This is a genomic window from Comamonas sp. C11, from assembly GCF_024496285.1.
GTDB classification, from domain to species: Bacteria; Pseudomonadota; Gammaproteobacteria; order Burkholderiales; family Burkholderiaceae_C; genus Comamonas; species Comamonas testosteroni_F.
The window spans coordinates 3,853,934-3,878,065 of record NZ_CP101743.1; the positions used below are offsets into that span (position 1 = coordinate 3,853,934).

Genomic DNA, 24,132 nt, shown 5'->3' on the forward strand with positions numbered 1-24,132 from the left:
TTTTGACGACCCAGCCAGGCCGGGCCGAGGTTCGGGGGGAAGTGCTGTCAGGCCATGGCCTGGGCGCTGAAGCGGTAGCCCGCACCGCGCACGGTCTCAATCAGAGCACCCGCCACACCCAGCGATTCTCGCAAGCGCTTGACGTGCACGTCCACGGTGCGCTCTTCAATGAAGACATGATCGCCCCAGACCTTGTCGAGCAACTGCGCACGGCTGTGCACGCGCTCGGGGTGCTTCATCAGATAGTTGAGCAGCTTGAACTCGGTGGGACCGATCTTGAGCAGATCGCCCTGCCAGCTCACGCGGTGGGCCGCGGCATCCAGCACCAGCTCGCCAATGCTGACCTTGTCCTGCACCTGCTCAGGCGCACGGCGGCGCAGCACGGCACGAATGCGGGCCAGCAGCTCCTGGGTGGAAAAAGGCTTGGTGATGTAGTCATCCGCACCGGCATCCAGGCCAGCCACCTTGTCGGGCTCGTCGCCACGCGCCGTCAGCATGAGGATGGGCACGGCCTTGGTACGGCTGTCGGCACGCCATTTGCGAGCCAGAGACAGTCCGCTGGCACCGGGCAGCATCCAGTCGAGCAAAATCACGTCGGGCAGCACGGCATCAAGCTCGCGCTGCGCCGAAACACCGTCTTCCGCCCATACGGGCTGGAAGCCGTTATGCCTCAAATTGACCGCGATCAACTCTGCAATCGCAGGTTCGTCCTCCACGATGAGGACCATGGGCATCTTCTTCATCCCTGAGTAGCCTCCGTCTTACAACACCGCAGATTCGATTTCGGCCATGGTCTGATGGCGCACATCCTTGCCCTCGACCAGGTAGATGATCAGCTCGGCCACGTTCTTGGAGTGGTCGCCGATACGCTCGATGGCCTTGGCCAGGAACAGCAGGTCCAGGCTGGCGGAGATGGTGCGCGGATCTTCCATCATGTAGGTGATGAGCTTGCGCACAAAGCCGTCGAACTCTTCGTCGATCAGATCGTCTTCACGCAAGATGGCAACCGCCGCCTTGGTGTCCAGCCGGGCAAAGGCATCCAGGGTCTTGCGCAGCAGCTCGGAAGCCATCTGTGCCGCCATGCGCAACTCGCCGCTGGGCAGCGAACGGGCAGCGCCGCTTTCGATGATGGACTTGACCATGCGGGCCATCTTGCAGGCTTCGTCGCCCATGCGCTCCAGGTTCGCCGTGGCCTTGGAGAAGGCGATCAGCAGGCGCAGGTCGCGGGCCGTGGGTTGGCGGCGTGCAATGATGGACGACAGCTCATGGTCGATCTCGACCTCCATGGCGTTGACGCGCTGCTCGGTGCTGATGACCTGCTCAACCGCCTCGGTACTGAAGCTGGTCAGTGCATAGACGGCATTGCTGATCTGCGACTCGACCAGACCGCCCAGCTCCATGACGCGGGCAGAGACACGATTGAGTTCGGAGTCGAACTGCGTGGACAAATGTTTTTCTGTCATTTTTAAGTCCTTAGCCGAAGCGGCCTGTGATGTAGTCTTCCGTTTCCTTGCGCTGGGGCTTGAAGAACATTTTTTCGGTGTCGCCAAACTCCACCAGATCCCCCAGGTACATATAGGCCGTGTAATCGCTGCAACGGGCGGCCTGCTGCATGTTGTGTGTCACGATGACCACGGTGTAGTCGTTCTTCAGCTCCGCAATCAGCTCCTCGATCTTGGCCGTGGAGATGGGGTCCAGCGCCGAGCAGGGCTCGTCGAGCAGCAGCACCTCTGGCTTGATGGCAATGCCGCGCGCGATGCACAGACGCTGCTGCTGCCCGCCCGACAGACCAGAGCCGCTTTGCTGCAGCTTGTCCTTGACTTCGTTCCACAGTGCCGCCTTGCGCAGCGCCCACTCCACGCGGTCGTCCATGTCCGAGGCGTTTAGATTCTCGAACAGCTTCACGCCGAAAGCGATGTTGTCATAAATGGACATGGGGAACGGCGTGGGCTTCTGGAACACCATGCCGACCTTGGCACGAATCAGGGCCACATCCTGCTTGCTGGTCAGCAGGTTGTCGCCGTCCAGCATGATCTGACCTTCGGCGCGCTGCTCGGGATAGAGCTCGAACATGCGGTTGAAGGTGCGCAGCAGCGTGGACTTGCCGCAGCCCGAGGGGCCGATGAAGGCCGTGACCTTCTTCTCGGGAATATCGAGATTGATGTTTTTCAGCGCGTGAAACTTGCCGTAGTAGAAGTTCAGGTCGCGCACGGCCAGCTTGATGTTGGCGGGAGCAGTGGTTGCAGTCATGATCTTGAACTTTCGAATTATTTCTGGCGGGTGATGAAACGCGCCAGGATATTCAGACCCAGCACAGCCACAGTGATGAGGAAGACACCGGCCCAGGCCAGTTGCTGCCAGTTCTCATACGGGCTCATGGCAAATTTGAAGATGGTGACCGGCAGGCTGGCCATGGGCTTGCTCATGTCTGCATTCCAGAACTGGTTGTTCAGCGCCGTGAACAACAGCGGAGCGGTCTCGCCAGCAATACGGGCCACTGCCAGCAGCACACCGGTGATCACGCCGGCGCGGGCTGCGCGCAAGGTCACCATGATGATGACCTTCCACTTGGGCGTACCCAGCGCATAAGCTGCTTCACGCAGGCTGGCCGGCACCAGCACCAGCATGTTTTCCGTGGTGCGGATGACCACGGGAATCACGATCAGCGCCAGCGCGATCACGCCGGCCATGCCGGAGAAGCTCTTGAAGCGCACCACCACCACGGTATAGACAAACAGACCGATGACGATGGAGGGTGCCGACAGCAGAATGTCGTTGACGAAACGCGTGGTGGAAGCCAGCCAGCCTTTTTTGTCGTACTCGGCCAGGTAGACCCCTGCCATCACGCCGATAGGCGTGCCCACGAAAGTGGCCAGCGCCACCATCATCAGCGAGCCCCAGATGGCATTGGCAATACCGCCCTCCTCGTTGGGGGGAGGCGTCATCTGCGAGAACAGGGCGAAGTTCAGACCGCCCAGGCCCTGGCGAATGGTTTCCCAGAGAATCCAGACCAGCCAGAACACGCCAAACAGCATGGCTGCCATGGACAGGGTCAGCGCGACCTGATTCAGATGCTTGCGCCTGTTGTACTTGGCCTGACGCACCGCAGCCAGATCGGCTGCATCGAGCATTTTGGAGGAGGTGGAAGTCGGGCTCATGAGCGGGCTCCCTCGTTCTTCTGCAGACGGTTGAGCAGCAGCTTGGAGCAGGCCAGAACCACGAAGGTGATGAAGAACAGCACCAGACCCAGATAGATCAGCGACGCCTGATGCAGGCCCTCGCCCGCTTCGGCAAACTCATTGGCCAGCGCCGAGGTGATACTGTTCGCAGCCTCGAACACGGACAGGGAATTGAGCTGGTTCATGTTGCCGATCACAAAGGTCACGGCCATGGTCTCGCCCAGTGCGCGGCCCAGGCCCAGCATGACACCGCCCAGCACGCCGGTCTTGGTATAGGGCAGCACCACTTTCCAGACCACTTCCCAGGTCGTGGAGCCCAGACCGTAGGCCGACTCCTTGAGCAGCGCCGGCGTGACTTCGAACACATCGCGCATCACGGAGGCGATGAAGGGGATGATCATGATGGCCAGAATGATGCCGGCCGACAAGATACCGATACCCACGGGAGGGCCGGAGACAAAAGCGCCCAGATAGGGCACACCGGTCAGCAGGTTCTGCAGTGGCTGCTGCACATAGGTGGCCAGCACGGGGCCGAACACCATCAGGCCCCACATGCCGTAAACAATGGAGGGAACTGCAGCCAGCAACTCGATGGCAGTGCCCAGAGGGCGCTTGAGCCAGGCAGGCGAGAGTTCCGTCAGAAACAGGGCAATGCCGAAGCTCACGGGCACTGCAATGATGAGCGCGATGGCCGAAGTGGCCAGCGTGCCGTAAATCATGACCAGACCGCCGTATTGATCCTGCACGGGGTCCCAGACACTGCTGGTCAGAAAGCCCAGACCATATTCGGAGATGGCGGGCCAGGCACCGAAGATCAGCGAAACCATGATGGCCAGCAGCAGCACCAGCGTCAGAATCGCTGCGCTGCGTGCCAGGCCACCAAACAAACGATCCGCCATACGTCCCGAGATCATCGGAGCACGTGGCGGAGAGGGAGAGCGTCGCTTGGCGGCATCGGTGGGGGCTGCAGCCAGCGAACTGGAGGGCGACGTAGTGGACACGTGAGCGCCTTTATTCGCAAAGGGTTGAAACAAGCAGCGAACATACCGTCCGGCACGGCAGCCCGCTGCTCACTGATGACACGAAATTACTTGGAAACAACCTTGCCCGAAGTGTCCTTGATGTCGTTCCAGGACTTGAAGATCACGTTCTTGACAGCGTCGGGCATGGGCACATAGTCCAGGTCGGCGGCAGTCTTGTCACCTTGCTTGTAAGCCCAGTCGAAGAACTTCAGCGAGGTGGCGGCCTGAGCAGGCTTTTCCTGAGTCTTGTGCATCAGGATGAAGGTTGCCGAGGTGATGGGCCAGGCGTTCTTGCCGGGCTGGTTGGTCAGGATCTGGTAGAAGCTCTTGGCCCAGTCAGCGCCAGCAGCAGCCGCCTTGAAGGTCTCGTCGTCAGGAGAGACAAAAGTGCCTTCCTTGTTCTGCAGCTGTGTGTAGGTCAGCTTGTTCTGCTTCACATAGGCGTACTCGACATAGCCGATGGAGTTGGGCAGGCGACCCACAAAGGCGGCAACGCCTTCGTTACCCTTGCCGCCGGCACCGGTGGGCCAGTTCACGGCCTTGCCTTCGCCCACTTTTTCCTTCCACTCGGCATTGACCTTGGAGAGGTAGTTGGTGAAGCCGAAGGTGGTGCCGGAGCCGTCAGCGCGGCGCACGGGAGCGATGGCCGCGTCAGGCAGCGCCACACCGGGGTTCAGAGCCGTGATGGCGGGGTCATTCCACTTGGAAATCTTGCCCAGGTAGATATCGCCCAGCACCTGGCCCGACAGCTTCAGCTGGCCGGGAGCCACGCCCTTGATGTTGACCACGGGAACAATGCCGCCGATCACGGTGGGGAACTGAACCAGGCCCTTCTTGGCCAGTTCCTCATCCTTCAGGGGCTCATCGGAAGCACCGAAGTCCACGGTCTTGGCTTCGATCTGCTTGACACCGGCGCTGGAACCCACGGACTGATAGTTAATCTTGACGCCAGTGGCCTTGTGATAGTCGGCAGCCCACTTGGAATACAGAGGAGCCGGGAAGCTCGCACCGGCACCTGTGGCTTCCTGGCTGGCGTTGGCAATACCCGCTGCAGACAGAGCACCAGCCACCAGAACGTGAATCAAGGACAACTTCATGAAACGACCTCTTAGGGTTGAAAGATTCGATGGAGTGAACTTTAAAAACCTTTTATGACAAGGTCGTGACATGAAAATTTCAAGGCGCAACCGAGTGAAAGACCTCCAGCGCAGTCATGCGAGTGTCATATTTCATTCGCAAACTGCTGAGCCTTGACCCTCAGACCCGACCCGGGTAACAGCTTGTCGCAAGGCTGGAGTCTGATCGCCGGCAATATATGACATAGTCTGTCACACAGCGTGACCGCACTCTGACGGCCCAATCCGGCAAAAACCTGCAAATACCTGACTTGGCAGAGGTTGAACCCAGCGCCCAACAAGCTCGATGACGGCCCATATTGCATATTCCACTGCCCAGTGCATGTGTCGCCAGTTCCATCACGCTCATGCTCTGCCCATGCCCCAACCCGCATAACAACAACGCATTGATTGGCTCAGAAATGGCTCCTGAATCGCTGCTTGCCGCCGTAGACCTTGGCTCCAATAGTTTTCGCCTTGAAATAGGCCGCATCGGCTCGCATCAACGCATCGAGCGTGTGGAATATCTCAAGGAAACCGTGCGCCAGGGCAATGGCCTGAACTCGCGCCAGGAACTCTCCCGCGAAGCCATGGAGCGCGGCTGGGAATGCCTGGCTCGCTTTGGCGAGCGCCTCCGGGGCTTTGATGCCTCGCATGTCCGCGCTGTAGCCACCCAGACTCTGCGCGAGGCACTGAATGCCGACGAATTCGTGACGCGTGGTAGCCAGTTGCTGGGCTTTCCCATCGAAGTCATTGCCGGCGAGGAGGAAGCCCGGCTGATCTATCGCGGCGTGGCCAGCTCGCTGCCGCCCAGCCAGCAAAAACGCCTGGTCATCGACATTGGCGGACGCTCCACCGAAATCATCATCGGCCAGCACAGCCAGCCCCTGCAAGTGGCATCGTTCGCACTGGGCAGCGTCTCCTGGAGCAGCCGTTTCTTCAGCGACGGCGCACTGAACAAGGCCAACTTCCAGGCTGCCGTTGCCGCCGCCAAGCAATGCCTGACCCAGGCCCAGTTCGCCTACCCGGGCACGGCCTGGGACTGCGCCTATGCCTCCTCCGGCACGGCCAACGCCGTGGCCGATGCTCTCACAGCCCAGGGCCTGGACGGACAGGTGATCACGCCCGCCAAGCTGCGCTACCTCTACGAGCTGCTGCTGGACATCGGTCATGTGGAGCGCCTGCGCATGCCGGGCCTCAAGGAAGATCGCCGCCCGGTGGTCGCAGGCGGCATCAGCGTGATGATGGCCGTGGTCGACCTGCTGGGCATTACCGAGCTGGAAGTCGCACAGGGCGCACTGCGCCAGGGAGCTTTGCACGACCTGCTCGACCATGAGCCCCCTGCCGACAAGGAAGCCGCGGAAGTCGGCGCGCTGCAGCTGGACTTCGGCGTGGACGTACCCCATGCCCAGCGCGTGCAGCGCATTGCCACCCAGCTGTGCCAGCAAATCCTGCCCGCAGAAACCGCACCGCTGAGCACTCAGGCCCTGGCCATTGCCGCGCAGCTGCATGAGGTGGGCATGCGCGTGGCCCTGAGCGACTATCACCGTCACGGCGCCTATATCGTCGAGCATTGTGGCCTGGCCACCTGGGAGCCCGAGCTGCGCCAGCGCATCTGTCAGCTGGTGCTGGGTCACCAGGGCAAGCTGCGCAAGCTGGAGGACGCCATCGAAGAGCCGCAGCTGGCCCTGCCACTGATGGCACTGCGCATTGCCGTGCAGTTGAGCCATACCCGCCGCGACCCTGACATGCAGGGCATGCAGATCAAGCGTTCGGGTTCGGAATGCAAGCTCTCCACTCCTTCGGGCTGGATGCTGACCTACCCGCAATCCGCCCGCCTGCTCGAGGAGGAAGCCATGGCCTGGAGCAAGACGCCCTGGAGCCTCAAGCTGCAGCTGCGCTGATATCACCAGCCAGGCCGCAGCGCGGCCTGCAAAAGACAAAGGGACTGCGAGGCAGTCCCTTTGTCTTTTGCTCTGTAGAGCCCCCTCAAAAAGATAGCTGCAAGCACCTGTCAAACAATGATTTCAATACTAGAAATATCTGAAAACATTGCATATCAGGCGCAAGACGCTCCTCTTTTCAGCGTATTCAAACGCTCTTGCCGCCGTAGCGCACCATCAGGGCCTGCTGGGCGCCCTTGCCCTCCAGCGGACGCACAGGCTTTTGGTAAATGCCCGAGGCATCCAGCGTCCAGGCATCGCGGTCGTCGCCCAGATAGGCCACCAGGCACTCGTCGATCACGCGCTGGCGCAGCTTCTTGTCAAGCACCGGCCAGGCCAGCTCCACGCGGCTGAGCATATTGCGATTCATCCAGTCGGCACTGGACAGCAACAGCTCTTCTTCCTGCCCCCAGGCAAAGTAGAAGACGCGTGAATGTTCCAGAAAACGGCCGATGATGGAGCGCACGCGGATATTGTCCGTCACGCCCGGGCGCTGTGCCGGCAGCATGCAGGAGCCGCGCACGATGAGATCGATCTGCGCGCCCTTGCGACCGGCCTCTACCAGGGCGCGAATCAGGGGCTCATCGGTCAGCGCATTCATCTTGAGCACCATGCGCGCCTTCTCGCCCCGCGCCGCTGCGGCGGCCACCAGGCCGATCAGCTCCAGCATGCGGTTTTGCAGATGGAACGGCGCCATGACCAGCTTTTGCAGCTTGGGCATGGTGTTATGGCTGGACAGGTGGCGAAATACCGCATCCATATCGGCCGTGATCTCGTCATCGCAGGTCAGCTGGCTGATGTCGGTGTAAAGGCGCGCGCTGCGGGCGTTGTAGTTGCCCGTGGACAGATGCGCATAGCGCTTGAGCTGGTTGTTGCGCTTTTCACGACGCGTGATCAGCAGCATCTTGGCATGGGTCTTGAGGCCGACCACGCCGTACACCACCTGCACGCCCAGCGACTCCAGCTTTTCCGCCCAATTGATGTTGGCCTCTTCATCAAAGCGCGCCTTGAGCTCCAGCACGGCCAGCACTTCCTTGCCGCGGCTCACGGCCTCGGCCAGCAGGCTCATGATCTCGGAGTCGGTGCCCGTGCGGTAGATGGTCTGCTTGATGGCCAGCACCTGCGGATCGTTCACGGCCTCGCGCAGCAACTCTAGCACGCCATCAAAGCTCTCGAAGGGCTGGTGAATGATGATGTCGCTCTTGCGCATCTGCGCCAGGATGGAGCGGCCGGGCACGAGCTGCGTGGGCCAGGCAGGTTTCCACTTGGGAAACAGCAGGGCCGGGTCGTCGACCAGATCGATCAGCTGCATCTGGCGCACCAGATTCACCGGCCCCTTGACGCGGAACAGCGCCTCGGCGGGCAGCCCGTATTGCTCCAGCAACAGGTCAGAGAGCACCACCGAGCAGGACGAGGACACCTCCAGACGCACCGCCTGGCCGTAGTGGCGGTGGTGCAGGCCCTGGCGCAGGGCCATGCGCAGGTCGACCACATCGTCTTCATCCACGGCCAGATCGGAGTGGCGGGTGACACGGAACTGCGAGAACTCCGACACTTCGCGCCCCGGGAACAACTCGGCCAGATGGGCACGCACCACGCTGGAGATGCTGACAAACAGCTTTTGCTTGCCCGAGATCTTCTCGGGCAGGCGGATCAGGCGCGGCAAGGCACGCGGCACCTTGACGATGGCCACTTCATTGGCCCTCCCGAAGGCATCCACACCATTGAGGCGCACGATGAAATTCAGGGCCTTGTTGGCGACCTGCGGAAAGGGATGCGACGGATCCAGCCCCACTGGCATCAGCAAGGGCTGAACCTCGCGCATGAAGTACTCGCGCACCCATTTGCGCTGCGCCACGCTGCGCTCGCCGTGAGAAACCAGGCGAATCGCATGCTTGTCGAACGCGGGAATGATGGACTGGTTATAGAGCTGGTACTGCTTGGCAACCAGGCCGTGGGCCGTAGTCATCAGTCGCTCGAAGCTGGCGCGCGAGTACGGCCCCTGTTCATCACCGACCTTGGCGGCCGAGACATGGGGGGCGCAGCGCACCTCGAACCACTCGTCGAGATTGGAAGACACGATGCACAGATAGCGCAGGCGCTCGAGCAGCGGCACATCCTCGCGCTCGGCCCAGTTCAGCACGCGCTCATTGAAGACCAGAATGCTTTGATCGCGGTCCAGCAGCTCCAGAGTCGGCTCGATCACAGGCGGCATGGCTACCTCGTTCTTGGACGCCGCTCGGCGTCGGCGCGGCGCTTTGGCAGGGGCAGAAGAAACCGGTGTCGCAGCGTCGGAAACGGCACCGGGCACACCATGGTGCCCGGCCGCCCCGGCTTGCGCAACTGCAGCCGGCTCGCTCGCGGAGTTGACGACCGCCGTCGTAACGGGAGACACAAGCGAGATATGCGCCAGACCCAGGGAGGCAGGTCCCGCCTCATGCACCTGACTGTCGGTCTGCGAGGTCACTGAAGAAACTGCAGCCGGATCCTGCCCTGAAGATGAAGTGATGGAAGTGGGAAAAAAAGAGTCGGAACCAGATACGGATTGGGACATGTGGCAGCAGCCTGCGAAAGCTTGAAGCACCCCTGAGGGCATGTCCGCAGTCTGCCCATGGTTTATGACAATTAGATGACCAAAAGATGACTGTCATCATTGTTCATGACAGTCATCAGGGTTTGCACAACTTCAGCTGGCCCTGACCACCTCGGCCAGGCGCTCGGCACAGTTGCTGGCCATGTCCGCACTCCTGGCCTCGACCATGACTCGCACCAGGGGCTCGGTACCGCTGGGACGGATCAGTACACGGCCATCGCTGCCCAGCAGCTTTTCGACCGCTGCCTGCTCACCGGGCAGCTTGGCGTTGCTCTTCCAGTCCTGGCCAGGCTGCAAGCGCACATTGATCATGACCTGGGGAAACAGCTTCACGGACTCCAGCCACTGGGCAATGGTCTTCTTCGAGCGCACGCAGGCCTGCAGCACCTGCAGTGCGCTGACCAGGCCGTCACCGGTCGTGTGCTTGTCCAGCGCCAGCAGGTGGCCCGAGCTTTCGCCGCCCAGCTGCCAGCCCTTGGCATTGAGCGCTTCCAGCACATAGCGGTCCCCCACCTTGGCACGGACAAAACCCACGCCCTGCTCCTTGAGCGCCTGCTCCACCGCCATATTGGTCATCAGGGTTCCAGCCACACCGCTGACTACGTCGCCGCGAGCCAGACGATCGGCCGCCATGAGATAGAGCAGTTCGTCGCCGTTGTAGAGGCGGCCTTGCGCATCGACCAGCTGCAGGCGGTCGGCATCGCCGTCCAGCGCCACGCCATAGTCGGCATTGTTGGCTCGCACCGCCCTCACCAGCGCTTCGGGATGGGTCGCGCCAACTCCCTCATTGATATTCAGGCCGTCCGGCGAGCAGCCTATTTCCACCACATTGGCACCCAGTTCGTGAAAGACCTTGGGAGCAATCTGATAGGCCGCCCCATGGGCCGCATCCACGACGATCTTCAGGCCGCGCAATGACAGGCTGTGATCGAAAGTGCTTTTGCAGAACTCGATATAACGGCCGGCGGCATCGGCCAGACGTCGCGCCTTGCCCAAAGAGGCTGAATCCACCCAGACGGGATCTTCCTTGAGAGCGGCTTCCACATCCTCTTCCCAGGAATCAGGCAGCTTGGTGCCCTCGGCACTGAAGAACTTGATGCCGTTGTCATAGAACGGGTTGTGGCTGGCACTGATCACCACCCCCAGGCTGGCGCGCTGGGCGCGCGTCAGATAGGCCACGCCCGGTGTCGGCAAGGGGCCAAGCAACATGACATCGACACCGGCAGAGTTGAAGCCCGACTCGAGTGCACTCTCCAGCATGTAGCCGGAGATGCGGGTGTCCTTGCCGATCAGCACCAGAGGGCGCTCTTGCGTGCGGCGCAACACGCGCCCCACGGCATGCGCCAGGCGCAGGGCAAAGTCAGGCGTGATGGGCGACTTGCCCACCGTGCCGCGAATCCCGTCGGTGCCGAAATACTGTCGTGCCATATTCTCGTTGTCCTTTTTAGATTCAATATCTCTGTCATCATGCCTGCAGCGCTTGCGCATCATGCATGGCCTGCCAGACTGCCAGCGCAGCCACCGTATCCCTCACATCGTGGACACGCACAATTTTGGCCCCACGTTCGACCGCCAGCAATGCCGCCGCGACGCTGGGCACCATGCGCTGATCCACAGGCAGGCTGGTCACCTGCCCCAGGGAGCCCTTGCGCGACCAGCCCGCCAGCAGGGGGAAGTCTAGGCCCAGCAGCTCACGCTGATGTGCAAGCAAGGCAAAATTTTGTACCACGCTCTTGCCAAAACCAATACCGTAGTCCCAGGCGATGCGGGAGCGAGCAACGCCGGCCTCGAGCAAAGGCTGAGTCACCTGCAGCAGAAAGTCCCGAACTTGAACCACGGCATCGCCCTGCAGATGCTCCAGATGCATGTCTTGCGGTGTCTTGTGCATATGCATCAGGCACACGCCACAGCTGGCGTGCCTGCTCACCACCTCAAAGGCACCGGGCTGGCGCAGCGCCCAGATGTCGTTGATGATGTCCGCCCCCAGATCCAGAGACGCGGCCATGACTTCGGGCTTGTAGGTATCGATGGAGATGGGCACGTTGAGCTTGACGGCTTCGCGCAGCACGGGCAGAACGCGAGCCAGCTCGTCTTCAAGGCTCACAGCGGGCGAGCCCGGCCTGGTGGACTCGCCACCTATATCCAGAATATGCGCCCCTTGCTCCAGAAGCCGCTCCGCATGAGCCATGGCCTGGGATACACCGGCATGCCTGCCTCCGTCCGAAAAGGAATCCGGAGTCACATTCACGATGCCCATGACCTGAGGCTTGTCGAGCTGCAAGAGAAAACGCGAGGTTTGCCACTGTTGCGACATAAATCTTCCGATATCTGAGAGTGCAAAAACAAAAGGCCCCTGAGGGACCTTTTGTGTATGAGGCTTGGCGCTCAAGCCGTAGTCGGCGAAGGCTCGGCATTCGATGCGGGATTGCCTCCCGAGGAATTGCCACCATCCGACGAGGGTGGGTTGCGAGGCGTCCAGTCCTTGGGAGGACGAGGCTCCTTGCCTGCCATGATGTCGTTGAGCTGCTCGGCGTCGATCGTTTCCCAGTCCAGCATGGCCTTGGCCATGGCATGCATCTTGTCGCTGTTGTCTTCGATCAGCTTGCGCGCCAGAGCATATTGCTCGTCGATGATGCGACGCACTTCGTCGTCCACCTTCTGCATGGTGGACTCGGACAGATTGGAGCCACGGCTGAAGGTTCGGCCCAGGAAAGGCTCGCCTTCCTGCTCGGAGTAGACCATGGTGCCCAGCGCATCGCTCATGCCGTAGCGCGTCACCATGTCACGGGCGATCTGGGTCGCACGCTCGAAGTCGTTCGACGCACCAGTCGTCATCTGGTTCATGAACACTTCTTCGGCAATGCGCCCACCAAACAGCATGGCGATCTGGTTGAGCATGTACTCCTTGTCATAGGAGTAGCGGTCCTTCTCGGGCAGGCTCATGGTCACGCCCAGCGCACGGCCGCGCGGGATGATGGTGACCTTGTGTACGGGATCGCACTTGGGCAGCAGCTTGCCGATGAGAGCATGGCCGGCTTCATGGTAGGCCGTATTGCGGCGCTCTTCCTCGGGCATGACCATGGTCTTGCGCTCGGGGCCCATGATGATCTTGTCCTTGGCCTTCTCGAAGTCCTGCATCTCCACGGTGCGCGCATTGCGGCGTGCCGCCATCAGCGCAGCTTCGTTGCAGAGATTGGCCAGATCGGCACCCGACATGCCGGGCGTGCCGCGCGCGATGATGGCGGGGTTCACGTCCTGGCCCACGGGGATCTTGCGCATGTGGACATTGAGGATCTGCTCGCGGCCGCGGATATCAGGCAGCGTCACATAGACCTGGCGGTCGAAACGACCGGGACGCAGCAAGGCGGCGTCGAGAATGTCGGGGCGGTTGGTTGCCGCCACCACGATCACGCCGAGATTGGTCTCGAAACCATCCATCTCGACCAGCATCTGGTTCAGAGTCTGCTCGCGCTCGTCATTGCCGCCGCCCATGCCGGCGCCGCGCTGGCGGCCAACGGCGTCGATTTCGTCGATGAAGATGATGCAGGGTGCATTCTTCTTGGCGTTCTCGAACATGTCGCGCACGCGGGCTGCGCCCACGCCGACGAACATTTCAACGAAGTCGGAACCCGAGATCGAGAAGAAAGGCACCTTGGCTTCGCCCGCGATGGACTTGGCCAGCAGCGTCTTGCCGGTACCGGGAGGGCCGACCAGCAGCAGACCGCGGGGAATGCGGCCACCGAGCTTCTGGAACTTGTTGGGGTCCTTGAGGAAGTCCACGACTTCCTTGACTTCTTCCTTGGCCTCATCGGCACCCGCCACATCGGCAAAGGTAACGGTGTTGCTGTTCTCGTCGAGCATGCGCGCCTTGGACTTGCCGAAGCTGAAGGCGCCGCCCTTGCCGCCGCCCTGCATCTGGCGCATGAAGTACACCCATACGCCGATCAACAGCAGCATGGGTCCCCAGCTCACAAGCAGCGTCATGAGCAGCGAGCCTTCTTCACGTGGCTTGACGTCGAACTTGACGTTGTTGTTGATCAGGTCGCCCACCAGACCGCGATCGAGGTAGGTGGCGGTGGTGCGGATCTTGCGATCATCGGTGGTGGTGGCTACGACCTCGGTACCACCGGCACCTTCCTGAATGGTGGCGCTCTTGATACGGTTGTTGCGCACTTGCTCCAGGAATTCCGAGTAGCCAACATGAGAGGCACCGCCAGCACCTCGGGTGTCAAACTGTTTGAACACCGTAAACAGCACCATGGCGATGACCAGCCAGACGGCGACTTTTGAAAACCACTGATTGTTCAAGCGGGGCTCCAATGGAATATTCAGACGTAAAGGCCCGGAGGGGACTCCAGACCTAGTTGAGGTTCATTTTAGGTGTTTCAAGCGCCCAGGACGCCTATTTCCCCCTATAGCGGCCATAGGCAAGGTACGGCCCTGCGGGCAATCGGCCCTAAGCCTGTGTTTTATCAAGGCTTTGCGCTATCAGTTTCACTGGTTTGCTGCAGCAAACCATGAGGTCAAATGCCCCTATGCAAGCCGGCAACTCCGTCAAGAGCCCTGCTTGAGACCCATCCCCACCAGGAAAATCTCGGCAGACCGGTCGCGCGATGCCTTGGGCTTGATGGGCTTGACCACCTTGAAGGTCTGCTTGAACAGATCCACCAGCTCGTTATAGCCGCTGCCGTGGAACAACTTGACCACCAGCGCGCCCTCGGGCTTCATGTTGTTGATCGCAAAATCGACGGCCATCTCGATGAGCACCGCAACTCGCGCACCGTCCGTGGCACCATGGCCCGACAGATTGGGCGCCATATCCGAGACCACCACGTCGGCCTTGCCGCCGCCCATGGCCTCTTCAAGTTGCGCCAGCACCGCCTCTTCACGAAAGTCGCCCTGGATGTAATGCACGCCCTCGATGGGCTCCATGGGCAGCAGGTCCAGCGAGATGATGCGGCCGTTGAGTTCGCCCACAGCCGCACCGCTGGGCGAGAGACGGCGGCGCACATACTGACTCCAGGCGCCGGGCGCGCAACCCAGGTCCACCACGGTGTGGCCGGGCTGAATCAGCTTGAGCGACTCGTCAATTTCCTTGAGCTTGTAGGCCGCGCGCGCACGATAGCCGTCCTTTTGGGCAGCTTTCACATACGGATCATTGATGTGATCGTGCAGCCAATTCTTATTGACCTTCTTGCTTTTGGTTTTGGTTTTCATGCCTGAATTCTCGCAGCCTTGATAATACGGGTATGCCCCAAATTGAATTAACTCCCGCACAGCGCCGGGAACACCGCGCCGAAGCCCACCATCTGGACCCCGTCGTCCTCATCGGTGGCGATGGTCTGACCACTGCCGTTCAAAAGGAAGTGGACGCCGCACTCAATGCCCATGGTCTGATCAAGGTCCGCGTTTTCGGCGACGACCGTGCAGCCCGCGAGCAGATCTATCAACAACTCTGCGACGAGCTGAACGCAGCTCCCATCCAGCACATCGGCAAGCTGCTGGTGCTGTGGCGCCCTATTCCCGAAAAGGAAAAGGCCTTTGACGAAGACCGCATGCCCGGTCCTCGCGACGTCAAGGTACTCAAGTTCGGCCGCGCCGGCCAGAAGCCCGAAGTCAAGCAACTGCGTGTGCTCGGCAACCAGCGCCTGACCGCCGGCGGCACCATCAAGCGCGCCAAGCCCAAGCAGAAGTCGGTCAAGAAAGGCCGTCAGGACTGATCTGCCGATCCGCCCTGCCTGCCTGCCCACCCGCCTTTTTTCTTCGCCTAGACCACCAAGCCATGGCTCAGACCACACAGCAGCAACGCCACATTCTTTGCATGAAATGGGGCACCAAATACGGCCCGGAGTACGTCAACCGACTCTATGCCATGGTGCGCCGCCATCTCAGCGGAGATTTTCGCTTTGTCTGCCTGACCGACAGCACAGAGGGGATTCGCTCCGAAGTGGAGTGCTTTCCCATCCCCGACCTGAACATCCATCTGGCGCCCGGCCAGCGTGACGGCGCCTGGAAGAAGCTCACCACCTTCGAGCGCGACCTGCATGGCCTCAAGGGTCAGGCTCTGTTCCTGGACCTGGACGTGGTGATTGTGGGCAGCCTCGACGAGTTCTTCACGCTGCCCGGCGAGTTCCGCATCATTCACGACTATCCGCGTTTCTGGCGCTTTGGCGAACGCATTGTCGGCAACTCATCGGTCTACCGCTTCGAGCTGGGCGCCCATGCCGATGTGCTGGAGCATTTCCGCTCGCACACCGAAGAGATGCGCGGCAAGTACCGCAACGAGCAGGAGTATCTGTCACACTTTCTGCACAAGCAGGGCAAGCTCGACTACTGGCCTGCCGCCTGGTGCCCCAGCTTCAAGTACTACTGCATTCCGACCTGGCCCAGCAACTACTGGAAGGAGCCAGTGCCGCCGGCCGATGCGCGCATCGTGATCTTCCACGGCGAGGTGAACCCGCCCGATGCCCTGGAAGGCCGTCGCAACAAGCGCTTTCGCCATATCGAGCCCGCCAGGTGGATAGAGAAGGCCTGGGGCTGACTGGCTGCCGATGCAGCCGCAAAAACAAAAGGCGTTGACCGCGAGGTTCAACGCCTTTTTTGTGCCTGCCTTACCGATGGATCAGCGATATTTGGCATCAACCAGCGGATGCCCCTTCATGCGCGAGAGAATGGACAGCGGGCTGGCAGCCGGGTTGTATTCGCTGCCTGGCGGCAGAAACAAGGTCTGCTCCAGCATGTACTGCCCCGACATGACGGCATGCACTGCCTGATCGGAGAAACACACCCAGGTGGAACCTGCCGCGAAAGGCACGGTCTCCTGGGGAGCATTTTTCTGATAGTCAGGATCGCCCTTCATGCCGTCATGCAACTGCAGCATCAGATGATCGTATTCGCTGCGATAGGACTTGGTCACATGCAGCAGCTCCAGCGCCTTGGCCTGCCAGGCACTGTAGGGCTTGGCACGCGGCACAAAACGCTTGGCTACATCGGTGAACGGCTCGCCCACTCGCCAGACCCGGGGCTGGCCATCCGGATTGACATTGGTGAAGACGCGCAGAATGCGCTCGCCATAGTTGGGCCGCGAAGGAAAGGCATCCACATGCATGCGCTTGTCGTCGGCGCGCCAGGACTGCGCCCGCGTTTCCACCTGCGAAGGGCGGTAGCTGGTGGGAGCCATGCGTACCACCGGCATATAGGCGGGGAACAGGCCGGCGATCAGCGCCGTGGCCTGCTCGCGAAAGCGTCCGACCATGGCTGCCACCTGCGCCTGCATGGCCTCGTCGCCCGCAACGCCCTTGATCGAGCCATCCACATTGAGGCTGATATTGCGCGTCTTGGGATCGCGCACATCGGGGCGCAGCAGCGCTTTTTCCTGCTCGGTCAGCTGGAAGCCCAGCCGGGGAAAGTACAGCACCTTGCCGGCCTCGACGGCAGCAGTCCATTCATCGCGCCCCTGGACATTGCTCCAGTCGGTCGCGTCGATTTTTACGATTTGAGATTCCATGGCTTCGGCAGTGTACTCCCCGCAGTCGGAGCGGGCTTGCACTGGATCAAGCCGGCTTGCGGGCACCCGCCACACGCCACAGCACGATGGCGGCGCACAGCCACTGCAGCGCATACATGCCAGTGCCCACGCTGTGCCAAAGTTTGAGATTCTCGCGCGCCACGATCTTGGGCGACACGCCATACTGCACCAGCAGGGCCAGCAGCATGCCTGCGATCACAAAACCGATAGCTGCTTGCGCCCATTGTTCAAGCTTTTCAGCATGTTTCCGCTTTGCAAACACCAGCAGGAGAGCGCAACACGCTATGGAAATCCATGTCTGCGCCGCAAACAGCTTGGCCGCCATAAAGCCCGCCAGAGCCGGCGTAGGCAGATGGGAAAACAGCATGGGCACAGCCACAAAGCCGATGGCGCTCAGGCTGCCCCACCACAGAGCCGCAAAGAAAACAGGCAAGCGTTCAAACATAGTTACTGATCCAGGTAATCGGCGCGACACCCAATTCAGCAGAGACAGCAAGCAAGGGCCGCCCCGCAGCGAAGCTGTCGTCCCCTTGAGGGGAAGGCGCAAAGCGCCTCAGGGGTGGTCAAATATATTTAACGCCTACGATCTCGTAGCGACGCTCGCCGCCAGGTGCCTGCACCACGGCGGTATCGCCCTCTTCCTTGCCGATCAAGGCGCGGGCAATCGGGCTGGACACATTGATCAGGCCGTGCTTGAGGTCGGCCTCGTCCTCGCCCACGATCTGGTAGGTCACGGCCGAGCCGCTGTCTTCATCTTCCAGGTCCACGGTCGCACCGAACACAACGCGGCCGCCGGCATCCAGCTCGGTAGGATCGATCACCTGCGCGGCAGACAGCTTGCCTTCGACCTCGATGATGCGACCCTCGATGAAGCCCTGCTGCTCCTTCGCGGATTCGTATTCGGCGTTTTCGCTCAGGTCACCCTGGGCACGGGCCTCTGCAATGGCTTGAATGACGGCGGGACGATCCACCGTCTTCAGGCGTTGCAGTTCCACCTTGAGCTTTTCTGCTCCGCGCTTGGTGATTGGGATGGTGGCCATGATCGAGTCTCCAAATTCAGCAAACGCCGCGCCCAGCGCGGCACCTCTCGCACAGGCCTGAGTGACAACGTCAAACAGGGGCCTGTGCCCCAAAAGCAAACCGCCGCACGTTGCCGCGCGGCGGTTCAAATACATTACCGCAGATTATGCCGTGTTTGCAGTGGCACAAGTGCGGTAAAAACCCGGCAGCCCTTGCGGGCTGCTTCGGGCGTCAGCCTTTTCAGGCCTTGGTCAGCATGGCATGCAGCTCTTGCACCGAGTGCACGTCCAGGCTGCCGCGCATGGCCTTCATGCCTTCCACGGCCGCTTCCGCGCCGAAGATGGTGGTGAAGGTGGTCACACGTGCCAGCAGTGCGCTGGTACGGATCTGGCGCGAGTCGGCGATGGCGTTGCGGCGCTCTTCCACGGTGTTGATGACCAGGGCTATTTCGCCATTCTTGATCATGTCCACGATGTGAGGACGGCCTTCAGTCACCTTGTTGACCGCTTGCACTTCCAGGCCAGCTTCAGCAATCGCTGCAGCCGTGCCGCGTGTGGCGCACAGGCTGTAGCCCATGGCAACCAGTTCCTTGGCCACGGCCACGGCACGGGTCTTGTCGTTGTTCTTCACCGACAGGAAGACCTTGCCTTCGGCAGGCAGGTGCACGCCGGCGCCCATCTGACTCTTCACAAAGGCTTCGCCAAAGGTCTTGCCCACGCCCATGACTTCACCGGTGGACTTCATCTCGGGGCCGAGAATGGTGTCCACGCCAGGGAACTTCACGAACGGGAACACGGCTTCCTTGACGCTGAAGTAAGGCGGTGTGACTTCCTTGGTGATGCCCTGCTCGGCCAGTGTATCGCCGGCCATGCAGCGTGCAGCCACCTTGGCCAGTTGCACGCCGGTGGCCTTGGAGACGAAGGGCACGGTGCGCGAGGCACGGGGGTTCACTTCCAGCACGTAGATCACGTCCTGGCCGTCCGCTTCCTTGATGGCGAACTGCACGTTCATCAGGCCCACCACATGCAGGCCTTCGGCCATGGCTGCGGTCTGGCGCTTGATCTCAGCGACGGTTTCGGCCTTCAGGTAGTAAGGGGGCAGCGAGCAGGCGGAGTCACCGGAGTGAACGCCGGCTTGCTCGATGTGCTCCATCACGCCGCCGATGTACACGGCACCGGTCTTGTCGCGCACGCAGTCCACGTCGCACTCGATGGCGTTGGACAGGAAGTGGTCCAGCAACACGGGAGAGTCGTTGGAGACCTTCACGGCTTCGCGCATGTAGCGCTCGAGGTCGCGCTGCTCGTGCACGATTTCCATGGCACGGCCGCCCAGCACATAGGAAGGACGCACCACCAGGGGGTAACCCAGGCCGGCCGCCTTTTCCAGGGCTTCGGCTTCGGTACGCGCAGTGGCGTTGGGAGGCTGGCGCAGACCCAGTTCGTTGAGCAGCTTCTGGAAGCGCTCACGGTCCTCGGCGGCATCGATCATGTCGGGCGTGGTGCCGATGATCTTCACGCCTTCGCGCTCCAGGCCCAGGGCCAGCTTCAGAGGCGTCTGGCCGCCGTACTGCACGATCACGCCTTCGGGCTGCTCCACGTCCACGATTTCCAGCACGTCTTCCAGCGTCAGGGGCTCGAAGTACAGGCGGTCGGAGGTGTCGTAGTCGGTGGACACGGTCTCGGGGTTGCAGTTGACCATGATGGTTTCGTAACCATCTTCGCGCATGGCCATGGCAGCGTGCACGCAGCAATAGTCAAACTCGATACCCTGGCCGATACGGTTCGGGCCACCGCCCAGCACCATGATCTTCTTCTTGTCCGTGGGAGCGGCTTCGCACTCTTCGTCATACGTGGAGTACATGTATGCGGTGTTGGAAGCGAACTCTGCCGCGCAGGTGTCCACGCGCTTGAAGACGGGACGCACCTTCAGCGCCTTGCGCGCTTCGCGCACGGCCTTGTCGCTGGTGTGCAGCAGCTTGGCCAGGCGGCGGTCGGAGAAGCCCTTTTGCTTGAGGCTGCGCAGGGTCTGGGCATCCAGAGCCGCCAGGGCGCCTTCGCCCTTTTCTTCGTAGAGCTTGTCCAGCTCGAGTTCGATCTTGACGATCTCTTCGATCTGCACCAGGAACCACTTGTCGATCTTGGTGATGTTGTGCACCTCGTCCAGCGACCAGCCGGCAGCGAAAGCGTCGCCCACATACCAGATGCGGTCGGGACCGGGCTCGCCCAGTTCCTTTTCCAGGATTTCGCGATCCTGGGTCTTTTCGTTCATGCCGTCCACGCCCACTTCCAGGCCGCGCAAGGCCTTCTGGAAGGACTCCTGGAAGGTACGGCCGATGGCCATCACTTCGCCCACGGACTTCATCTGCGTGGTCAGGCGGTTGTCGGCAGCGGGGAACTTCTCGAAGGCGAAACGCGGGATCTTGGTGACCACATAGTCGATCGAGGGCTCGAACGAAGCAGGGGTCTTGCCGCCGGTGATTTCGTTCTTGAGCTCATCCAGCGTGAAGCCCACGGCCAGCTTGGCCGCGATCTTGGCGATGGGGAAGCCCGTGGCCTTGGAAGCCAGTGCCGAGGAACGCGAGACGCGGGGGTTCATCTCGATGACGATCATGCGACCGTCCTTGGGATTCACCGAGAACTGCACGTTGGAGCCACCCGTGTCCACACCGATTTCACGCAGGACGGCCAGAGATGCATTACGCATGATCTGGTATTCCTTGTCGGTCAGTGTCTGGGCCGGCGCCACGGTGATGGAGTCACCGGTGTGCACGCCCATGGGGTCCAGGTTTTCGATGGAGCAGACGATGATGCAGTTGTCGGCGGTGTCGCGCACCACTTCCATCTCGTACTCTTTCCAGCCCAGCAGGGATTCCTCGATCAGCAGCTCGTTGGTGGGCGAAGCCTCCAGACCGCGCTTGCAGATGGTTTCGAATTCCTCGGGGTTGTAGGCAATGCCGCCGCCGGTGCCACCCAGCGTGAAGCTGGGGCGGATGACGGTGGGGAAGCCCATCTGCTTTTGCACGGCCCAGGCTTCGTCCATGGAGTGGGCGATGCCGGAGCGTGCGGAGCCCAGACCGATCTTGGTCATGGCGTCCTTGAACTTCAGACGGTCTTCGGCCTTGTCGATGGCTTCGGGCTTGGCACCGATCAGCTCCACCTTGTACTTGTCCAGCACGCCGTTCTTCCACAGGTCCAGCGCACAGTTCAGCGCGGTCTGGCCGCCCATGGTGGGCAGGATGGCATCGGGGCGTTCCTTGGCGATGATCTTCTCGACCGTCTGCCAGGTGATGGGCTCGATGTAGGTGACGTCGGCGGTGGCCGGGTCGGTCATGATCGTGGCAGGGTTGCTGTTGATCAGGATGACCTTGTAGCCCTCTTCGCGCAGGGCCTTGCAGGCCTGCACGCCGGAGTAGTCAAACTCGCAGGCCTGACCGATCACGATGGGACCGGCGCCAATGATCAGAATGCTTTTTAGGTCGTTGCGCTTAGGCATTTTTGTGTTTCTCCATCAGCGCTGTGAAGCGGTCAAACAGATAGCCGATATCGTGCGGGCCGGGCGATGCTTCGGGGTGACCCTGGAAGCAGAAAGCGGGAACATCGGTGCGCTCCAGGCCTTGCAACGTGCCGTCAAACAGGCTGATGTGCGTGGCGCGGGCATTGGCGGGCAGCGACTCCAGTTCCACCGCAAAACCGTGGTTCTGGCTGGTGATGCTGACGTGGCCGGTGTCCAGGTCCTTGACGGGGTGGTTGGCACCGTGGTGGCTGTTCTGCATCTTGAAGGTCTTGGCGCCGGAGGCCAGAGCCATGATCTGATGACCCAGGCAAATGCCGAACACAGGCATCTTGGCAGCCATGATCTCTTGCACAGCGGCAATGGCGTAGTCGCAGGGCGCGGGGTCGCCAGGGCCATTGGACAGGAACACGCCGTCCGGATTCAGAGCCAACACATCCTTGGCAGGCGTCTGGGCAGGCACGACGGTCACATCGCAACCGCGCTCGGCCAGCATGCGCAGAATGTTCTTCTTCACGCCGAAGTCATAGGCCACAACCTTGAACCTGGGCGATTCGAGCTTGCCGTAGCCTTCGCCCAGCGTCCACTCGGCCTCGGTCCATGGGTAGGACTTGTCGGTGGACACGACCTTGGCCAGATCCAGACCCTTCATGCTGGGGGCGGCCTTGGCGGCGGCAATGGCCTCGTCGATCCTGGCCTGGGTGACTTCTTCACCAGCGGCCAGACCCACGATTGCGCCGTTCTGCGCGCCTTGATCACGCAGCAGTCGCGTGAGCTTGCGGGTGTCGATGTTGGCGATGGCGACGGTCAACCCTTCGCTCAGGTACTCGGACAGCGTCTGAGTGCTTCGGAAGTTGCTGGCCAGCAAAGGCAGGTTCTTGATGATGAGACCTGCGGCATGGATCTTGTCAGCTTCGACGTCTTCAGGATTGACACCGTAGTTGCCGATGTGCGGATACGTGAGCGTCACGATCTGCTGGCAATAGCTGGGGTCTGTGAGGATTTCCTGGTAGCCGGTCAGCGAAGTGTTGAAAACGACTTCGCCAACGGTGGTGCCTTGCGCACCAATCGAGTTGCCAATAAAGACCGTGCCGTCTGCGAGCGCCAGAATGGCGGATGGGAAATTTCCCTTGAGAGACAAAAGCACTGGGTTCTCCGGTTTTTTAATTACGGTTACGCCCAACGAAGCCCCGGCGTGTGCGCTGGGACATTTGTGTCTGCAGGGAATGGCGAGGAAGCGTCGCTAGGCGTATGAAGGAATGCTTGAAAGCCGCCCATTATAGGCTCTGTCCGCTTCACCCCTTTGAAGCGCCCCGGGATTACCCTCTACGGCGTAGCATGCTTACGCTGCTCGCATGCAGGCAGATCGCGGCGGCAGCAGCCACATTGAGTGACTCCTCACCTCCGGGCTGCGCAATGCTGATGCGGTGGCTCGCCATCTCCATCAGCGCATCGCCCACGCCCTGCCCCTCATGGCCCATGGCCCAGGCACAGGGCCATGGCAGATCTGCCTCATGGATCAATGTCCCCTGATGGGAGCTGGTCACTACCAGGGGGACTTGCAGGCCTTGCACATCATCGACCGATGCCGCCTCGACCAGATGCAGTCCGAAGTGAGCACCCATTCCAGCGCGCAGCACCTTCTGGCTCCACAGCGCGGCCGTGCCCTTGAGCGCCACGATCTGGGTGAAGCCGAAGGCCGACGCGCTGCGCAGGATGCTGCCCACATTGCCGGCATCCTGGACGCGGTCCAGCACCACGGTGGCAACGCCCGGCTGCACCTGCACACCCGCATCCCAGTCCATCACATAGCCCATGCGGGCGGGAGATTCCAGAGCGCTGATCTCGTCGAACAAGGCATCTGCCAGCACCACGACCCTGCTGGCGACCTGCACCCACTCCTCGGGCGCCTGAGGCCAGAAAGACTGCGCAAAAACGGCAAGCTTCGGTTTCAGACCCCGCACCAGGGCCGCACGGCAAAGATGATCGCCTTCAAGCCAGACCTGCCCCTGTTTGCGATAGGCCGTGCTGTCCTGGGACAGACGGCGCAGTTCTTTGACGAAAGCGTTGTCGCGCGAATGAATGTCCGTGACCTGGGGGCGTGCAGCCATGTCGACCTCTGAGAAAAAACAAGAACCCGGCATGCAAGCACCTGGCCGAGCCTGAAACGAGAACACGACTTACGCAAAACGGGTTCAGGCCGGGCGACTGCCTCAGAAGGC

At 61.2% G+C, this 24,132-nt stretch carries 20 protein-coding genes; 3 read left to right on the top strand and 17 right to left on the bottom strand.

Annotated features, from left to right (window positions below):
- Nucleotides 1–47: 47 nt before the first annotated feature.
- From phoB to pstS, 6 genes are all read right to left on the bottom strand, one after another.
- Nucleotides 48–743, bottom strand: coding sequence for a phosphate regulon transcriptional regulator PhoB (gene phoB, locus NOX35_RS17650; protein ID WP_182283486.1), 696 nt, complete (start codon nucleotides 741–743; stop codon nucleotides 48–50).
- A gap of 18 nt (nucleotides 744–761) precedes the next feature.
- The gene (phoU, locus tag NOX35_RS17655) at nucleotides 762–1,463 is read right to left on the bottom strand and encodes a phosphate signaling complex protein PhoU (RefSeq protein ID WP_003067322.1); all 702 of its coding nucleotides are present in this window, start codon (nucleotides 1,461–1,463) and stop codon (nucleotides 762–764) included.
- A 10-nt stretch (nucleotides 1,464–1,473) separates the two neighbouring features.
- Nucleotides 1,474–2,250, bottom strand: coding sequence for a phosphate ABC transporter ATP-binding protein PstB (gene pstB, locus NOX35_RS17660; protein WP_003080251.1), 777 nt, complete (start codon nucleotides 2,248–2,250; stop codon nucleotides 1,474–1,476).
- 17 nt (nucleotides 2,251–2,267) lie between these two features.
- Nucleotides 2,268–3,158, bottom strand: coding sequence for a phosphate ABC transporter permease PstA (gene pstA / locus NOX35_RS17665; protein WP_182283488.1), 891 nt, complete (start codon nucleotides 3,156–3,158; stop codon nucleotides 2,268–2,270).
- Nucleotides 3,155–4,093 (bottom strand): phosphate ABC transporter permease PstC, encoded by a 939-nt coding sequence (pstC, locus tag NOX35_RS17670; RefSeq protein ID WP_179627128.1) that lies wholly within the window; start codon nucleotides 4,091–4,093, stop codon nucleotides 3,155–3,157. The genes pstA and pstC overlap by 4 nt, the downstream gene beginning before the upstream one ends.
- Before the next feature lie 173 nt (nucleotides 4,094–4,266).
- Nucleotides 4,267–5,298, bottom strand: coding sequence for a phosphate ABC transporter substrate-binding protein PstS (gene pstS / locus NOX35_RS17675; protein WP_182283489.1), 1,032 nt, complete (start codon nucleotides 5,296–5,298; stop codon nucleotides 4,267–4,269).
- A 440-nt stretch (nucleotides 5,299–5,738) separates the two neighbouring features.
- On the opposite strand from pstS, the gene NOX35_RS17680 reads away from it, so the two are divergent.
- Nucleotides 5,739–7,220 carry a Ppx/GppA phosphatase family protein gene (locus tag NOX35_RS17680; protein ID WP_046462525.1) on the top strand — a complete coding sequence of 494 codons (1,482 nt, stop codon included), beginning with the start codon at nucleotides 5,739–5,741 and terminating at the stop codon, nucleotides 7,218–7,220.
- Nucleotides 7,221–7,407: 187 nt separating this feature from the next.
- On the opposite strand, the gene ppk1 is transcribed toward NOX35_RS17680, so the two are convergent.
- The 5 genes from ppk1 to NOX35_RS17705 all read right to left on the bottom strand — a co-directional run bounded on the left by ppk1 (nucleotide 7,408) and on the right by NOX35_RS17705 (nucleotide 15,069).
- On the bottom strand, nucleotides 7,408–9,474 hold the full coding sequence (gene ppk1 / locus NOX35_RS17685) for a polyphosphate kinase 1 (protein WP_256496938.1): 2,067 nt from the start codon (nucleotides 9,472–9,474) through the stop codon (nucleotides 7,408–7,410).
- Nucleotides 9,475–9,945: 471 nt separating this feature from the next.
- Nucleotides 9,946–11,280 carry a phosphoglucosamine mutase gene (gene glmM / locus NOX35_RS17690; protein ID WP_003067335.1) on the bottom strand — a complete coding sequence of 445 codons (1,335 nt, stop codon included), beginning with the start codon at nucleotides 11,278–11,280 and terminating at the stop codon, nucleotides 9,946–9,948.
- Nucleotides 11,281–11,317: 37 nt separating this feature from the next.
- Nucleotides 11,318–12,166, bottom strand: coding sequence for a dihydropteroate synthase (folP, locus tag NOX35_RS17695; RefSeq protein ID WP_256494186.1), 849 nt, complete (start codon nucleotides 12,164–12,166; stop codon nucleotides 11,318–11,320).
- Nucleotides 12,167–12,237: 71 nt separating this feature from the next.
- A complete protein-coding gene (gene ftsH, locus NOX35_RS17700) occupies nucleotides 12,238–14,160 on the bottom strand; it encodes an ATP-dependent zinc metalloprotease FtsH (protein ID WP_003067340.1) in 1,923 nt (640 codons plus the stop codon).
- A gap of 246 nt (nucleotides 14,161–14,406) precedes the next feature.
- Entirely contained in the window at nucleotides 14,407–15,069 is a 663-nt protein-coding gene (locus tag NOX35_RS17705) for an RlmE family RNA methyltransferase (protein ID WP_003053442.1), read from the bottom strand.
- Between the two features lie 32 nt (nucleotides 15,070–15,101).
- Here NOX35_RS17705 and NOX35_RS17710 point away from each other — a divergent pair, with 32 nt between their 5' ends.
- Both NOX35_RS17710 and NOX35_RS17715 read left to right on the top strand, forming a co-directional pair.
- Nucleotides 15,102–15,572 (top strand): YhbY family RNA-binding protein, encoded by a 471-nt coding sequence (locus NOX35_RS17710; RefSeq protein ID WP_003067342.1) that lies wholly within the window; start codon nucleotides 15,102–15,104, stop codon nucleotides 15,570–15,572.
- A 62-nt stretch (nucleotides 15,573–15,634) separates the two neighbouring features.
- Complete coding sequence (locus NOX35_RS17715; protein ID WP_182283494.1) at nucleotides 15,635–16,393, top strand: glycosyltransferase; 759 nt, start codon at nucleotides 15,635–15,637, stop codon at nucleotides 16,391–16,393.
- Between the two features lie 81 nt (nucleotides 16,394–16,474).
- Here NOX35_RS17715 and NOX35_RS17720 read toward each other — a convergent pair whose 3' ends face one another.
- The 6 genes from NOX35_RS17720 to NOX35_RS17745 all read right to left on the bottom strand — a co-directional run bounded on the left by NOX35_RS17720 (nucleotide 16,475) and on the right by NOX35_RS17745 (nucleotide 24,021).
- Nucleotides 16,475–17,359 carry a Kdo hydroxylase family protein gene (locus NOX35_RS17720; protein ID WP_182283495.1) on the bottom strand — a complete coding sequence of 295 codons (885 nt, stop codon included), beginning with the start codon at nucleotides 17,357–17,359 and terminating at the stop codon, nucleotides 16,475–16,477.
- A gap of 46 nt (nucleotides 17,360–17,405) precedes the next feature.
- The gene (locus NOX35_RS17725) at nucleotides 17,406–17,825 is read right to left on the bottom strand and encodes a DUF4149 domain-containing protein (RefSeq protein WP_256494187.1); all 420 of its coding nucleotides are present in this window, start codon (nucleotides 17,823–17,825) and stop codon (nucleotides 17,406–17,408) included.
- A 118-nt stretch (nucleotides 17,826–17,943) separates the two neighbouring features.
- Nucleotides 17,944–18,420, bottom strand: coding sequence for a transcription elongation factor GreA (gene greA / locus NOX35_RS17730; RefSeq protein ID WP_003053437.1), 477 nt, complete (start codon nucleotides 18,418–18,420; stop codon nucleotides 17,944–17,946).
- A gap of 220 nt (nucleotides 18,421–18,640) precedes the next feature.
- Nucleotides 18,641–21,892, bottom strand: a complete 3,252-nt coding sequence (gene carB / locus NOX35_RS17735) for a carbamoyl-phosphate synthase large subunit (protein ID WP_256494188.1) — start codon at nucleotides 21,890–21,892, stop codon at nucleotides 18,641–18,643.
- On the bottom strand, nucleotides 21,885–23,057 hold the full coding sequence (carA, locus tag NOX35_RS17740) for a glutamine-hydrolyzing carbamoyl-phosphate synthase small subunit (protein ID WP_182283498.1): 1,173 nt from the start codon (nucleotides 23,055–23,057) through the stop codon (nucleotides 21,885–21,887). The genes carB and carA overlap by 8 nt, the downstream gene beginning before the upstream one ends.
- A gap of 172 nt (nucleotides 23,058–23,229) precedes the next feature.
- A complete protein-coding gene (locus NOX35_RS17745; RefSeq protein ID WP_182283499.1) occupies nucleotides 23,230–24,021 on the bottom strand; it encodes an RNA methyltransferase in 792 nt (263 codons plus the stop codon).
- Nucleotides 24,022–24,132: the final 111 nt, after the last annotated feature.

What these genes read in the sequence shown, in the direction of transcription:
- carB (WP_256494188.1), bottom strand. Translation starts at nt 21,892, where the DNA reads ATGCCTAAGCGCAACGACCTAAAAAGCATTCTGATCATTGGCGCCGGT.
- ppk1 (WP_256496938.1), bottom strand. Translation starts at nt 9,474, where the DNA reads ATGCCGCCTGTGATCGAGCCGACTCTGGAGCTGCTGGACCGCGATCAA.
- pstB (WP_003080251.1), bottom strand. Translation starts at nt 2,250, where the DNA reads ATGACTGCAACCACTGCTCCCGCCAACATCAAGCTGGCCGTGCGCGAC.
- pstC (WP_179627128.1), bottom strand. Translation starts at nt 4,093, where the DNA reads ATGATCTCGGGACGTATGGCGGATCGTTTGTTTGGTGGCCTGGCACGC.
- NOX35_RS17710 (WP_003067342.1), top strand. Translation starts at nt 15,102, where the DNA reads ATGCCCCAAATTGAATTAACTCCCGCACAGCGCCGGGAACACCGCGCC.
- NOX35_RS17745 (WP_182283499.1), bottom strand. Translation starts at nt 24,021, where the DNA reads ATGGCTGCACGCCCCCAGGTCACGGACATTCATTCGCGCGACAACGCT.
- pstS (WP_182283489.1), bottom strand. Translation starts at nt 5,298, where the DNA reads ATGAAGTTGTCCTTGATTCACGTTCTGGTGGCTGGTGCTCTGTCTGCA.
- NOX35_RS17680 (WP_046462525.1), top strand. Translation starts at nt 5,739, where the DNA reads ATGGCTCCTGAATCGCTGCTTGCCGCCGTAGACCTTGGCTCCAATAGT.
- glmM (WP_003067335.1), bottom strand. Translation starts at nt 11,280, where the DNA reads ATGGCACGACAGTATTTCGGCACCGACGGGATTCGCGGCACGGTGGGC.
- NOX35_RS17720 (WP_182283495.1), bottom strand. Translation starts at nt 17,359, where the DNA reads ATGGAATCTCAAATCGTAAAAATCGACGCGACCGACTGGAGCAATGTC.
- folP (WP_256494186.1), bottom strand. Translation starts at nt 12,166, where the DNA reads ATGTCGCAACAGTGGCAAACCTCGCGTTTTCTCTTGCAGCTCGACAAG.
- NOX35_RS17715 (WP_182283494.1), top strand. Translation starts at nt 15,635, where the DNA reads ATGGCTCAGACCACACAGCAGCAACGCCACATTCTTTGCATGAAATGG.
- NOX35_RS17725 (WP_256494187.1), bottom strand. Translation starts at nt 17,825, where the DNA reads ATGTTTGAACGCTTGCCTGTTTTCTTTGCGGCTCTGTGGTGGGGCAGC.
- phoB (WP_182283486.1), bottom strand. Translation starts at nt 743, where the DNA reads ATGAAGAAGATGCCCATGGTCCTCATCGTGGAGGACGAACCTGCGATT.
- phoU (WP_003067322.1), bottom strand. Translation starts at nt 1,463, where the DNA reads ATGACAGAAAAACATTTGTCCACGCAGTTCGACTCCGAACTCAATCGT.
- NOX35_RS17705 (WP_003053442.1), bottom strand. Translation starts at nt 15,069, where the DNA reads ATGAAAACCAAAACCAAAAGCAAGAAGGTCAATAAGAATTGGCTGCAC.
- greA (WP_003053437.1), bottom strand. Translation starts at nt 18,420, where the DNA reads ATGGCCACCATCCCAATCACCAAGCGCGGAGCAGAAAAGCTCAAGGTG.
- pstA (WP_182283488.1), bottom strand. Translation starts at nt 3,158, where the DNA reads ATGAGCCCGACTTCCACCTCCTCCAAAATGCTCGATGCAGCCGATCTG.